Here is a 12,678-nt window from a genome sequence, read left to right on the forward strand (position 1 = left end):
CCTAGGAGGGCGCTGACGCGCCCATGGGCAGGGCCCGTCTTCCGAAGTCGGCGTCAGCATGTCCGTTTCCATCACGCCGTCCCCCGCCCACTCCAGAACCAACCCCCACCGTCCCCACCCCAACCCTCACGCACCCCACCGAGCCACCCCACCCCGCAAGCCCCACCCCCCTCGGCCCTGCCGAATGCTCTCTCTTTTGTCACGATGACCCCATGGAACACGTCCTCGGAATCGGCGGCTACTTCATCCGAGCAAACGACCCCGCAGCCCTGCACACCTGGTACCGCGACTGCCTGGGCCTGGACGCTGACGACAACGGGCTATGGCGTCAGGAGCCCGGCCCCACGGTGTTCGCGGCGTTCGAAAGCGACACGGAGTACTTCGGAGCCAGAGAGCAGCGCACGATGCTGAACTTCCGGGTCCGGGACCTGGACGCGATGCTCACACAGCTACGTGAGAAGCGCGCGGACGTGGCGGAGGAGACGCAGACCATGGCCGGCGTCGGAAGGTTCGGCTGGGTCACCGACCCCGAGGGGAACCGGATCGAGTTGTGGGAGCCGGCGTGAGGGGGTCGGGGCGGGAGAGGGCCTCGCGGAGGGGAACCCCCTGCCGTACGGCTACGACGCGCCGCGCGCGCAGGTCGGCGCGTGTACGAGGCCGATACTTGGGCTCCTTCCCGCACCCGCACCCCGACCTCCCGTCGTACCGCAACCCTTCCCCCAGCACAGCGGCCACCACGGACCACCCCCGGACATCCCGCCGCGGCGGCGCGGCGAAGTCGAACCCCGCGCACACGAGCGGACGCGCGCAGTTCGGACACGGCGTCTGCGTCCCCGGCCCGATGTGCCGCTTGAAGCTGACGCGGCAGGAGACGCACGCGTAGTGCGGCTTGTAGAAGACGGAGAAGTAGAAACACATACGGCCACGGTACTGACGAGCCCCCTCGAACCCCCACCGGTTTCCGACGCGGACGGCCCAGAACCCACCCCCTCCAGCCCCCCGCCCCAAACCGTTTACCGTCCACCGACCCCCGCCCCCTAGGATTGGCCCCAAACCACATCCACTCACCCCAGAGGAACGCTGCATGCCTGGCATTACGCGCGAGGAGGTCGCCCACCTCGCCCGGCTGGCGCGTCTGGAGCTGGAGAGCGAAGAGTTGGATCACTTCGCGGGACAGCTGGACGACATCATTGGCGCCGTCGCACGCGTCAGTGAGGTCGCTGATCAAGACGTACCCCCGACCTCGCACCCGCTGCCGCTGACGAACGTCATGCGTGCGGACGAGGTCCGTCCCTCGCTCACCCCCGTGCAGGCGCTCTCGGGCGCCCCGGCCCAGGAGCAGCAGCGTTTCAAGGTGCCGCAGATCCTGGGGGAGGACTAACCACAGTGACGGACATCATCAAGCTCACGGCCGCTGAGACGGCCGAGAAGATCGCGTCCGGCGAACTCACCGCCGTACAGGTCACCGAAGCGCACCTCGCGCGCATCGAGGCGGTCGACGAGAAGGTGCACGCCTTCCTCCACGTCGACCGCGAGGGCGCGCTGAAGCAGGCCGCCGCCGTGGACGCCAAGCGCGCGAACGGCGAGAAGCTGGGCCCCCTCGCCGGTGTGCCCCTCGCGCTGAAGGACATCTTCACGACCGAGGGCATCCCGACGACCGTGGGGTCCAAGATCCTTGAGGGGTGGATCCCGCCGTACGACGCCACCCTCACCAAGCGCCTCAAGGCCGCCGACGTCGTCATCCTCGGCAAGACCAACATGGACGAGTTCGCCATGGGGTCGAGCACGGAGAACAGCGCGTACGGCCCGACGGGCAACCCCTGGGACCTGACGAAGATCCCCGGCGGCTCCGGCGGCGGCTCCAGCGCGGCGCTCGCCGCCCACATGGCCCCGCTCGCGATCGGCACGGACACCGGCGGCTCGATCCGCCAGCCCGCCGCCGTCACCGGCACGGTCGGCGTGAAGCCGACGTACGGCGCGGTCTCCCGCTACGGCATGGTCGCGTTCAGCAGCAGCCTCGACCAGGGCGGCCCGTGCGCGCGTACGGTGCTCGACGCGGCGCTCCTGCACGAGGTGATCGCCGGCCACGACCCGCTGGACTCGACGTCGATCGACGCCCCGGTCCCGCCGGTGGTGGAGGCGGCCCGCAACGGCAGCGTGGCGGGTATGCGCGTCGGCGTGGTCAAGCAGTTCCGCGGCGAGGGCTACCAGGCGGGCGTGCTCCAGCGCTTCGACGAGTCGGTGACGATGCTCAAGGAGCTCGGCGCCGAGATCGTGGAGCTGGACTGCCCGAGCTTCGACCTCGCGCTGTCGGCGTACTACCTGATCGCGCCGAGCGAGTGCTCCTCCAACCTGGCCCGCTTCGACGGCCTGCGCTACGGCAGGCGCACCGGAGACGACGGCACGCACTCGGCGGAGGAGGTCACCTCGATCACCCGCGCCGACGGCTTCGGCCCGGAGGTCAAGCGCCGGATCATCCTCGGCACGTACGCGCTCAGCAGCGGTTACTACGACGCGTACTACGGCTCCGCGCAGAAGGTCCGCACGCTGATCACGCGGGACTTCGAGAAGGCGTTCGAGCAGGTGGACGTCATCGTCTCCCCGACGACGCCGACCACCGCCTTCCCGATCGGCGAGCGCGCCGACGACCCGATGGCGATGTACCTGGCCGACCTGTGCACGATCCCGACCAACCTCGCGGGCAACGCGGCGATGTCCCTGCCGTGCGGCCTCGCGCCGGAGGACGGCCTCCCCGTCGGCCTCCAGATCATCGCGCCCGCGCTGAAGGACGACCGGCTTTACAAGGTCGGGGCCGCCGTAGAGGCCGCCTTCGTGGAAAAGTGGGGCCACCCGCTCCTGGAGGAGGCTCCGTCGCTGTGAGCAACGCACTGTCGAAGGCCAAGGGCTTCAAGAAGTCCAAGTCCGGTACGTACGTGTCCATCGCCACCACCGCGTTCGGCGCGTTCGGTGTCGCCAAGCAGATCAAGAAGGCCCGCGCCGAGCAGGACACCCTGCGCCTGATCGACGCCACCGTCTCCGCGGTCGCGATCGTCACCGGCCTCGCCATCCTGTACCGCGAGCTGAAGCGGCTGGGCGACGACGACGTCCTGCTGGGCTGAGAGGGAAGTTTTCACCGTGACCACCACGACCGACCTGGTGTCGTACGAGGACGCACTCGCGTCGTACGACCCCGTCATGGGCCTTGAGGTCCATGTCGAACTCGGCACCAAGACCAAGATGTTCTGCGGCTGTTCGACCGCCCTCGGGCAGGACGCGAACACCCAGACCTGCCCGGTCTGCCTCGGCCTGCCCGGCGCGCTCCCGGTCGTCAACGCGACCGGCGTCGAGTCCGCGATCAAGATCGGCCTCGCGCTGAACTGCGAGATCGCCGAGTGGTGCCGCTTCGCCCGGAAGAACTACTTCTATCCGGACATGCCGAAGAACTTCCAGACCTCCCAGTACGACGAGCCGATCGCCTTCAACGGCTACCTGGACGTCCAGCTGGAGGACGGCGAGACCTTCCGCGTGCAGATCGAGCGCGCGCACATGGAGGAGGACACCGGCAAGTCGACGCACGTCGGCGGCGCCACCGGCCGTATCCACGGCGCGTCCCACTCCCTGCTCGACTACAACCGCGCCGGCATCCCCCTCATCGAGATCGTCACCAAGCCGATCGAGGGCGCCGGGGAGCGTGCTCCCGAGGTCGCGCGCGCGTACGTCCGTGAGCTGCGCGAGCTGATCAAGGCGCTCGGCGTCTCCGAGGCCCGCATGGAGATGGGCCAGATGCGCTGCGACGTCAACCTGTCGCTGCGGCCCCACGGCCGGGAGAAGTTCGGCACCCGCAGCGAGACGAAGAACGTCAACTCGCTGCGGTCCGTCGAGCGCGCGGCCCGCTTCGAGATCATGCGGCACGCGGCGGTCCTCAACGCGGGCGGCACGATCATCCAGGAGACCCGGCACTTCCACGAGGACACGGGGTCCACGACTTCCGGCCGCGTGAAGGAAGAGGCCGAGGACTACCGGTACTTCCCGGAGCCCGACCTCGTCCCCGTCGCGCCGTCGCGCGCGTGGGTCGAGGAAATCCGTACGGGGCTCCCGGAGTTGCCGCTCGCCCGACGCAACCGGCTGCTCGCCGAGTGGGGCATCACCGGCACCGAGATGCAGGCGATCACCAACGCCGGCGCGCTCGATCTGATCGTCGCGACGATCGACGCCGGCGCGGACGCGGCCTCCTCCCGCAAGTGGTGGATGGGCGAGCTGGCCCGCAGCGCCAACGAGTCCCAGGTCTCCCTGGACGAGCTGGCGATCACGCCGGTGCAGGTCGCCCGGGTCTCCGAACTCGTCACCAGCGGCGACCTGAACGACAAGTTGGCGCGCCAGGTCATCGAGGGCGTCCTCGCGGGCGAAGGCACCCCGGACGAGGTCGTCGACAAGCGGGGCCTCAAGGTCGTCTCCGACGACGGCGCGCTCAACAAGGCCGTCGAGGACGCGATCGCGGGCAACCCCGGCATCGCCGACAAGATCCGCGGCGGCAAGGTGGCCGCGGCGGGCGCGCTGGTGGGCGCGGTCATGAAGGCGACGCGGGGCCAGGCGGACGCGGCACGCGTCAAGGAGCTGATCCTGGAGCAACTGGGCGTCAGCGAGGGCTAGTCGCCCTGAGCGCGAGGAGGGGTTGGCGTGTCACCGCGCCAACCCCTCCAGCCGTTCCCGGAGTGAGTCATCCGGGGAGCAGACCCGTACTCAGGGAGGCGCGCTACGCTCCCGCGCCATGAGGACCGACACCCGGGACGAGACCGACGACATGACGACGACCCACCCCCTGCCCGGCGCCACCGCCGGGGACGCCGAGGACGACGACATGGACCCGTTCGAAGAGGCCCGCCGGGCCCGCTGGACGGCGACCGGCACCGGCATCCTGCTCGCCCTCGCCGGCACCGCCGCCGCCCTCCTGCGCCTCGGCGGACGCACCCCGGCCCTGGTCCCGGCCGCGTTCGCGACGGGCGCCGCGATCTGCGCGTTCGCGGCGTACCTGGGTTCGCGCGGTCACACCCGGCGCGCTCTGTGGCTGCTGGTCCTCGGCGTCATGGTGATGGCGTTCGGGGACCAGGCACACTGACGGGCACCCGAACCGTCTCCTCGGCCGCAGTCTCCCCAGCCACCTGCTCCTCGGCCACCGGCTTCCCAGCCGCTGGCTCCCCGGCCACGGTCTCCTTGGCCACCAGCTCCTCGGCCGCGGTCTCCCCAGCCACCGGCTTTCCGGCCGCAGTCTCGCCAGCCACCGGCTTTCCGGCCGCCGCCTCCTCGGCCACCGGCTTCCCAGCCGCCGGCCCCCCAGCCACCGGCTCCTTCGCCCCCCGCGCCGCCGCCAGCCCCCGGCTGAGCCCCCCACGCATCCACAGCCCCACCGGCCGCTCCACCCACCGATGGATGCCGTACGACAGAAGCAGCATCGCGGTCGTCACGACCGCCATGTTCCCCCAGTGGCCGATGGCGGGCACGTGCCGCGTGATCCCCTTGGCGAGCGGGTAGCCGAGGCTCATGTGGACCAGGTAGAACGGGTAGGTCAGCGCCCCCGCCGTCACCAACCAGCGCCAGCTCACGTCCCGCAGCGGGCCGATGGTGGCCAGCATGAGGACGCCGAGGAACGCCGTCAGCAGCAGCGCGCACAGGCTCCAGGAGACGGTGTGGGTGCTTCCGGGCGCGGCCATGTGCCAGTCGACGCGTATCTGGAGCACGCTGAGCTGGTACGCCCACGCCATCCCCAGCAGGGTCCAGAGCATCAGGTTCTGCCCGAAGCGGAACATCAGGTAGAGCGCGATCCCGGCGACGAACAGTCCCGCGTAGCTGCTCAGGACGAACTGGTCGAGCAGTTTGTTCTGGGTGGAGTGCGTGACGTACGCGGCGACCAGCCAGACCGTGCAGAAGCCGAGCAGCCGCTCGTAGGTCGCGCCGAACTTCAGCACGATCGCCATCAGCAGATAGAAACGCGCCTCCAGATCGAGCGTCCAGGCGACCCCGGCGAGCAGATCGACGTCCAGCGGCCCCGGGAACATCGTCAGGTTGGAGAGCACGGTCCGCGGGTGCAGGTCCTCCGGAAGGTTGTCGGACTTCTGGGGGAACACCGCGAGCCGGGTGACGAGCAGCACGATCACCGCCCAGTACGCGGGGAAGAGCCGCGAGAGCCGGGACACCGCGAACTCGCCCGGCGTGCGCCCCCACGCGCTCATACAGATCACGAACCCGCTGATCAGGAAGAACATCTCGACCCCGAGCCAGCCGTACATCGAGGCGCGGTGCACGGTGTACGCGAAGTCCCGGGGTGCCTCGCCCCATATGCTCGGGAAGTTCTGGCCGAAGTAGTGGAAACAGGCGACCGCGAGCGCCGCCGCGAGGCGCAGCCCGTCGACGAGTGCGAGCCGTGGCGGCCGGTCGGGACTGTTCACCGGACGGATGGACACCGTTCCTCCTGTCGACAGACTGTGCGGTTCCTACGGGTGTAGGAGTCGCGGGCGCCCCAATAGTTGTTGCCGGGACGGGAGTTGTTACACCCCTGTGATGCGACGAGGGGTGGCTCGCCGCCGGATCCGGGAGCCGTGAAAGGGTCGTCCCGACAGCAGACCTACGCGAGAGGCAGCGGTATGTACGGGGTGTCCCTGGGGGACGACGGGGCCGAGTTGCGGCCCCTTGAGACGTGGCACGCCGAGGAACTCCTCGCGCACTTCGACCGGGGACGCGACCACATCGGTCAGTTCATCGGCTTCGGCTCCCGCGAGACGGACGCCGACTCCACGCGCGCGCTGCTCAAGCGGTACGCCGACAAACGCACCGAGGACTCCGGCTCCCTGCACGGCATCTGGTACGACGGGACGCTCGTCGGCGGCGTCCTGTTCCGTACGTTCGACGCCGCGACCGGCGTCTGCGAGGTCGGCTGCTGGCTGGAGCCCGCCGGGGTCGGCAAGGGCCTCGTCACGCGCGCGATGCACGTCCTGATCGACTGGGCCGTCGACGTACGCGGCATGCACCGCGTCGAATGGCACGCGGCCTCCGGCAACACGCCCAGCCTCGACGTCGCCCGCCGCCTCGGCATGAAGCGGGACGGCGTCCTGCGCGGCAGCCACCTCCACAAGGGCGAGCGGCACGACATCGAGATCTGGTCGCTCCTCGCGACGGAGTGGCGTCCCGCGCACAGGGATCATCAGGGCTCTCCTTTGTAGACACCCCCGGCTTCAGCCGGGGGTGGGGGTACCTCCCGCTCACGGGGGAGAAACGAAGTTCCTGCGGAGCGGGGCAGGAAAAGCCGGTTCGCCGCCAGGGCAGGTCGGTGTCCACCGGACACCGGCCGACACCTGCCACTCACACGGAATCTGATACCGTGTGAGGCATGGCGCAGCAGGTCAAGCGGGCGTTCAAGTACCGCTTCCACCCCACGGACGAGCAGGCGGCCGAGCTGTCGCGCACGTTCGGCTGTGTCCGTCTCGTCTACAACAAGGCGCTGGAGGAGCGCACCCGTGCCTGGTACGGCGAGCAGCGCCGGATCTCCTACGTGCAGTCGTCCGCAGCACTCACACAGTGGAAGAAGACGGAGGAACTCGCCTTCCTGACGGAGGTGTCCTCCGTTCCGCTCCAGCAGGCGCTGCGGCATCTTCAGACGGCGTTCGGGAACTTCTTCGCCAGGCGTGCCAAGTACCCCCGGTACAAGTCGCGCAAGAAGTCCCGTGCTTCGGCCGAGTACACCCGCTCCGCCTTCACGTGGCGCGACGGACACCTGACGCTCGCGAAGATGTCGGAGCCTCTGGACATCCGCTGGTCGCGTCCGCTGCCCGAGGGCGCGGTACCGACGACAGCGACCGTGTCCCGCGACAGTGCCGGGCGCTGGTTCGTGTCCCTGCTGTGCGAGGACACCATTCCCCCGGCCTCCGCCACCACGAACGCGGTTGGCCTGGACGCCGGAATCACCTCCCTGGTGACCCTGTCGACCGGGGAGAAGATCGCCAACCCGAAGCATGAGCGGCGTGACCGCGCCCGCCTGGCGAAGGCCCAGCGTGAGCTGTCGCGGAAGGCGAAGGGCTCGGCGAACCGGGAGAAGGCCCGGCGCAAGGTCGCCAAGGTCCATGCCGGGATCGCCGACCGGCGCCGTGACTTCCTGCACAAACTCACCACTCGTCTCGTCCGTGAGAACCAAACGGTCGTGATCGAGGACCTCACCGTCCGCAACCTGCTCAAGAACGGCAGACTCGCACGCGCCATCAGTGACGCGTCGTGGACGGAACTGCGCTCCATGCTGGAGTACAAGTGCGCCTGGTACGGGCGTGAACTCGTCGTGATCGACCGCTGGTTCCCCAGCTCGAAGCTGTGCGGGGCCTGCGGTACGGTCGCGGCGAAGATGCCGCTGAACGTCCGCGAGTGGACGTGCGGGTGCGGCGCGGTGCACGACCGCGACGTGAACGCGGCACGCAACATCCTGGCCGCCGGGCTGGCGGCATCCGCCTGTGGAGACGGCGTAAGACCTCAACGGGAGTCCTCCCGGACGGGGCAGCCGTCGATGAAGCAGGAACCCCAGCGGGCGACCGCTGGAATTTCCCGTCCTTGAGGCGGGGGAAGAAGTCAATAAGGAACCTCTCAGACAGCGTCTGTACGGTGCGGGGCATGGCAACGAAGACAGAAGACAGCACCGGTGAGATCTCCGAGGTGGAGCTGACCAAGGGCGCCGAGGAGGACACCGAGGAGGAGCCCCTCACGGACGACGAACTCCTCGCGGAGGGCGGGGAACCGGAGCCGAAGGAGACCTCGTACGTCGGCCAGGGCGCCGCGGCCGTCGTCTCCGCCGCGCTCGGGTTCGTCTCGCTGAGCGGCAGCTGGATCGGTACGGTCGCGTCCGCGCGCGAAACGCTGATAGGCCAGCTCCAGACCTCGTCGACGGCGAGTGTCGCGACGCAGGTCAAGGAGGTGTACGGCGACGCGTGGAAGACCAGCGCGATGTGGGCCGGCGTCTTCGCCCTGGTCGCGCTCGTGACCGCCGTCGTCGTCCTGGTCCGCCCCGCCTTCGGCAACCCCGACAAGCCGCAGCCCGGGTGGATCAAGTCCGTCGCCTGGGGCGGCGTCTCGCTCGGCGTCATCGGCCTCCTGCTCGCCGTGCTCAAGTACAGCGACGCCCTCCTGAGCCTCCCGGCTGCGGGCTGACCGAGCCGACCGAGCCGACCGAGCTGATCAAGGGTCCTTAGGGATCGCCGTAGGTGCTTACGGCGGTCCCTAAGGACCCTTCTTGCGTTTCTAAGGCCCCCCGCCCCGCCGAAGATGCGGAACTCTCCCGATGTGCCCGACCCCCCTCGTGAACGAAGGTGGAACCACCACCGAGACACGGGAGTTCAGATGTTCCAGTTCGAGTCGCACCAGCTCCGTTCCGCCGAACTGATCCGGCGCGCGAACCACGAGCGGCTGGTCAACGAGGCCGTACGCGCACGCAAGGGCGCCGCCGGGGCGTCCGATACGAAGCAGCCCCAACGGCACTGGTTCACCAGGGCGGCGTGAGTGCCGCCGGACGTTGCGGGCGCGGAGGGGAGGGGCGGTCGGACGGGGGTCGGCCGCCCCTCCGGCGTGCCCGTACTCGCGATAACCGCTGGGGCGTTGTCAGACCCGTGTGCGATGCTCGGCAGCGTGGAGATGAGGTCGGTCAGTCCCGTGTTCGTGGGTCGAGCGGATGAGCTCGGCGCGCTGAACGACGCGCTCGCGCGTGCGGCGGCGGGGGAGCCGCAGGCGCTGGTCGTCGGGGGCGAGGCGGGGGTCGGCAAGACGCGGCTCGTCGAGGAGTTCGGGGCGGTCGCCGAGCGTCAGGGCGCCGTCGTCGCGGTCGGCGGCTGTGTCGAGATCGGCGCCGACGGGCTGCCGTTCGCGCCGTTCTCCACCGCCCTGCGCGCCCTGCGCCGGGCCCTGCCCGAGGAGTTGGCCACCGCTGCCGCCGGACAGGAGGAGGAGCTGGCCCGGCTCCTGCCCGAACTCGGCGAGACCGCGCGCGGGCGGCACGACGAGGAGGGCACCGCCCGCCTCTTCGAACTGACCGCGCGGCTCCTGGAGCGGGTCGCCGACGGTCGTACGGTCGTCGTCGTCATCGAGGACCTGCACTGGGCGGACACCTCCACCCGCCACCTCCTGGCCTACCTGTTCCGCACGCTGCGCACGGGCAGGCTGCTCGTCCTCGCGACCTACCGCAGCGACGACATCCACCGCCGCCACCCCCTGCGCCCCCTCCTCGCCGAACTCGACCGCCTGCGGACCGTCCGCCGCATCGAACTCGCCCGCTTCACGCGCGAGGAGGTGGGCCGGCAGATCGCCGGCATCCTCGCCGCCGAACCCGACCCCGCGCAGGTCGACGAGATCTTCGAGCGGTCCGACGGGAACGCGTTCTTCGTCGAGGAACTCGCCGTCGCCTGCTCCGAGGACTGCTGCGCCGGGCTCACCGACTCCCTGCGGGACCTGCTCCTCGTGCGCGTGGAGGCGCTGCCCGACCACGCGCAGCGCGTCGCGCGGATCACCGCCGAAGGGGGGTCGACGGTCGAGCACGCGCTGCTCGCGGCCGTCGCCGGGCTCTGCGAGGACGACCTCATCGAGGCGCTGCGGGCGGCCGTCGGCGCGAACATCCTGATCGCCGCGCCCGGGGGCGACGGCTACCGGTTCCGGCACGCGCTCGTGCGCGAGGCCGTCGGGGACGACCTGCTGCCGGGCGAGCGGTCGCGGCTCAACCGGCGGTACGCGCAGGCGCTGGAGGCGGAGCCGGGGCTGGTGCCCGCCGATCAGCGGGCGACGCGGCTGGCGAGCTACTGGTACCACGCGCACGACCCGGCGAAGGCGCTGCCCGCTGTGCTGGACGCGGCGGTGGAGGCCCGGTCGCGGCACGCGTACAGCGAGCAACTGCGGCTGCTGGAGCGGGCGATGGAGCTGTGGGACGCGGCGCCGGGGGAGGTCCTCACGCGGCTGCGGCCCGTCGACTACGCGGAGGCGTACCCGCCGTGCGGCTGCGACCCGGAGACGACGCCGCTCAAGTACCTGGACCTCATGGCCGAGGCGGCCGTCGTCGGCCGGCTCTCCGGCGAGCGGGAACGAGCCCTGAAGATCACGCGCCGGGCTCTGCGGCTGCTGGAGGAGGACCCCGATCCGCTGCGCGAGGCATGGTTCTGGGTCCAGCGCTCCAAGCTGCTCTCCGCGCTCGGCCGCGGTGACGGCTGGCAGGAGCTGTCCACCGCGCAGGACCTGGTGCGCGGCCTGCCGCCGTCCTCCGTGCACGCCGAGGTGCTGGCCTCCGTCGCCGGCTGGTACATGCTCCACGAACCGGGACCCGAGGCGATCGACGCCGCTCAGCGGGCCATGGAGTACGCGCGGATGGTCGGCGCCGAGGAGATCGAGTACCACGCGCGCCTGGACCTCGGCGGGCTGATGGTCGGCGCCGGGGACATCGAGGCCGGACTCGCGGAGATGCGCGAGGTCACCGAGCAGGTCGTCGCCCGCCGGATCTTCGCCGAGGTCGGCCGCAGCCACGTCAACCTGCCGTCCGCGCTGGAGAGCGTCGGCCGCTCCGCCGAGTCCGCGACCCTGCTGCGGGAGGGGCTGCGGATCGTCAAGGAGTGGGGGCTGCGCAACAACGAACCCTGGATCTGGGCCAACCTCGCTGAATCCCTGATCTCCCTCGGCCGGTGGGACGAGGGCGCCGAGGCGGCCTTCAACGCGCGGTACGCCGCCCAGGCGACCAAACCTCGCGGCGCCGGCTTCTACTTCCTCGCCCACCTCGCTCTCGCGCGCGGCCGGGTCACCGAGGCGGCCCGGTACCTCGCCGAGGGCCGAGCCTCCTTTGGTCCCCACGACCGGATGCCTCAGTACGTCCTCCCCTTCGCCACCCTGAGCCTCGCCCTCGCCGCCGCCGAGGGGCGGATCGACGACGCCCGTACGGAACTGACGCACGTCCTCGACGACGGGCTCGCCCCGCACGTCCACCGCGACGCCTGGCCGCTGCTGCTCGCCGCCGCGAGCGCCGAGGCGGACGCCCGCGAGGCGTCGGCGGCGCACGTGCTGCGCATCCTGGAGACGGCGCGGAAACTGGCCACGCCCGCGCCGATGTGGTGCGCGTACGACCTGTGGGTGCGTGCGGAACTCCACCGGGCGCAGGGGCGGGACACCGTGGACGAGTGGTCCGACGTGGTCACCGCGTTCGAGTGCCTGGAGCGGCCGTACGACCTGGCGCGTGTGCGCTACCGCCTCGCGGAGAACCTGGTCGTGTCCGGCGGGGACGACGACCGCGCCCGCGCGGCGGACCTCCTCGGCCTGGTCCGGGCCGTCGCCGACCACCTGAAGGCCCGCCCCCTCCTCGAATCCACGGCCCACCTCACCCGCCGGGCCCGCCTCACCCCGCCGCCCACCCCCACCGGCTCCCTCGGCCTCACCACCCGCGAACACGACGTCCTGCGCCTGGTCTCGGCCGGCCATACGAACCGCCAGATCGCCGAGCACCTCTTCATCTCTCCCAAGACGGCGAGCGTCCACGTCTCCAACATCCTGGCGAAGCTGTCGGTGTCGAGCAGGGGAGAGGCGGCGGCGCTGGCGCACCGGCTGGGCCTGTTCCCGGTGGGCGCCGCTTAACCGTCCCGGGCGGGGCGGGGGTGGGTGCGGGACAATGGGAACGCCGCTGAGCCC

General features: G+C 70.7%; 12 protein-coding genes. 11 read left to right on the forward strand and 1 reads right to left on the reverse strand.

Annotated features, from left to right (window positions below; translation table 11 throughout):
• Positions 1–212: 212 nt before the first annotated feature.
• The 6 genes from J8M50_RS34040 to J8M50_RS34065 all read left to right on the forward strand — a co-directional run bounded on the left by J8M50_RS34040 (position 213) and on the right by J8M50_RS34065 (position 5,116).
• Positions 213–566 carry a VOC family protein gene (locus tag J8M50_RS34040; RefSeq protein ID WP_010356880.1) on the forward strand — a complete coding sequence of 118 codons (354 nt, stop codon included), beginning with the start codon at positions 213–215 and terminating at the stop codon, positions 564–566.
• Between the two features lie 518 nt (positions 567–1,084).
• Positions 1,085–1,381 carry an Asp-tRNA(Asn)/Glu-tRNA(Gln) amidotransferase subunit GatC gene (gatC, locus tag J8M50_RS34045; RefSeq protein ID WP_010356882.1) on the forward strand — a complete coding sequence of 99 codons (297 nt, stop codon included), beginning with the start codon at positions 1,085–1,087 and terminating at the stop codon, positions 1,379–1,381.
• A 5-nt stretch (positions 1,382–1,386) separates the two neighbouring features.
• Positions 1,387–2,880 (forward strand): Asp-tRNA(Asn)/Glu-tRNA(Gln) amidotransferase subunit GatA, encoded by a 1,494-nt coding sequence (gatA, locus tag J8M50_RS34050; protein WP_010356883.1) that lies wholly within the window; start codon positions 1,387–1,389, stop codon positions 2,878–2,880.
• Entirely contained in the window at positions 2,877–3,119 is a 243-nt protein-coding gene (locus J8M50_RS34055) for a hypothetical protein (protein ID WP_010356884.1), read from the forward strand. The genes gatA and J8M50_RS34055 overlap by 4 nt, the downstream gene beginning before the upstream one ends.
• A 16-nt stretch (positions 3,120–3,135) precedes the next feature.
• Positions 3,136–4,650, forward strand: a complete 1,515-nt coding sequence (gene gatB, locus J8M50_RS34060) for an Asp-tRNA(Asn)/Glu-tRNA(Gln) amidotransferase subunit GatB (RefSeq protein ID WP_010356885.1) — start codon at positions 3,136–3,138, stop codon at positions 4,648–4,650.
• A gap of 118 nt (positions 4,651–4,768) precedes the next feature.
• Positions 4,769–5,116: a CDP-alcohol phosphatidyltransferase family protein gene (locus J8M50_RS34065; protein WP_010356886.1), complete on the forward strand. Its 348-nt coding sequence runs from the start codon at positions 4,769–4,771 to the stop codon at positions 5,114–5,116.
• Here J8M50_RS34065 and J8M50_RS34070 read toward each other — a convergent pair.
• Positions 5,082–6,458: an acyltransferase family protein gene (locus J8M50_RS34070; RefSeq protein WP_059047697.1), complete on the reverse strand. Its 1,377-nt coding sequence runs from the start codon at positions 6,456–6,458 to the stop codon at positions 5,082–5,084. The genes J8M50_RS34065 and J8M50_RS34070 overlap by 35 nt on opposite strands.
• 180 nt (positions 6,459–6,638) lie before the next feature.
• Between J8M50_RS34070 and J8M50_RS34075 the strand changes: the two genes are divergently transcribed.
• From J8M50_RS34075 to J8M50_RS34095, 5 genes are all read left to right on the forward strand, one after another.
• Complete coding sequence (locus J8M50_RS34075; RefSeq protein ID WP_010356889.1) at positions 6,639–7,214, forward strand: GNAT family N-acetyltransferase; 576 nt, start codon at positions 6,639–6,641, stop codon at positions 7,212–7,214.
• A gap of 167 nt (positions 7,215–7,381) precedes the next feature.
• A complete protein-coding gene (locus J8M50_RS34080) occupies positions 7,382–8,590 on the forward strand; it encodes an RNA-guided endonuclease InsQ/TnpB family protein (protein WP_010356890.1) in 1,209 nt (402 codons plus the stop codon).
• Between the two features lie 56 nt (positions 8,591–8,646).
• On the forward strand, positions 8,647–9,180 hold the full coding sequence (locus J8M50_RS34085; RefSeq protein WP_075661136.1) for a hypothetical protein: 534 nt from the start codon (positions 8,647–8,649) through the stop codon (positions 9,178–9,180).
• Positions 9,181–9,369: 189 nt separating this feature from the next.
• Positions 9,370–9,528: a hypothetical protein gene (locus tag J8M50_RS34090; protein WP_086014047.1), complete on the forward strand. Its 159-nt coding sequence runs from the start codon at positions 9,370–9,372 to the stop codon at positions 9,526–9,528.
• A gap of 114 nt (positions 9,529–9,642) precedes the next feature.
• A complete protein-coding gene (locus J8M50_RS34095; RefSeq protein WP_010356892.1) occupies positions 9,643–12,624 on the forward strand; it encodes a helix-turn-helix transcriptional regulator in 2,982 nt (993 codons plus the stop codon).
• Positions 12,625–12,678 lie beyond the last annotated feature (54 nt).

The organism is Streptomyces acidiscabies (assembly GCF_020010905.1).
GTDB classification, from domain to species: Bacteria; Actinomycetota; Actinomycetes; order Streptomycetales; family Streptomycetaceae; genus Streptomyces; species Streptomyces acidiscabies.

Bases quoted from the DNA above. Each gene is read 5' to 3' on its own strand.
- J8M50_RS34090 (WP_086014047.1), top strand. From the start codon at position 9,370: ATGTTCCAGTTCGAGTCGCACCAGCTCCGTTCCGCCGAACTGATCCGG.
- J8M50_RS34040 (WP_010356880.1), top strand. From the start codon at position 213: ATGGAACACGTCCTCGGAATCGGCGGCTACTTCATCCGAGCAAACGAC.
- J8M50_RS34065 (WP_010356886.1), top strand. From the start codon at position 4,769: ATGAGGACCGACACCCGGGACGAGACCGACGACATGACGACGACCCAC.
- J8M50_RS34085 (WP_075661136.1), top strand. From the start codon at position 8,647: ATGGCAACGAAGACAGAAGACAGCACCGGTGAGATCTCCGAGGTGGAG.
- J8M50_RS34080 (WP_010356890.1), top strand. From the start codon at position 7,382: ATGGCGCAGCAGGTCAAGCGGGCGTTCAAGTACCGCTTCCACCCCACG.
- J8M50_RS34075 (WP_010356889.1), top strand. From the start codon at position 6,639: ATGTACGGGGTGTCCCTGGGGGACGACGGGGCCGAGTTGCGGCCCCTT.
- gatC (WP_010356882.1), top strand. From the start codon at position 1,085: ATGCCTGGCATTACGCGCGAGGAGGTCGCCCACCTCGCCCGGCTGGCG.
- J8M50_RS34095 (WP_010356892.1), top strand. From the start codon at position 9,643: ATGCTCGGCAGCGTGGAGATGAGGTCGGTCAGTCCCGTGTTCGTGGGT.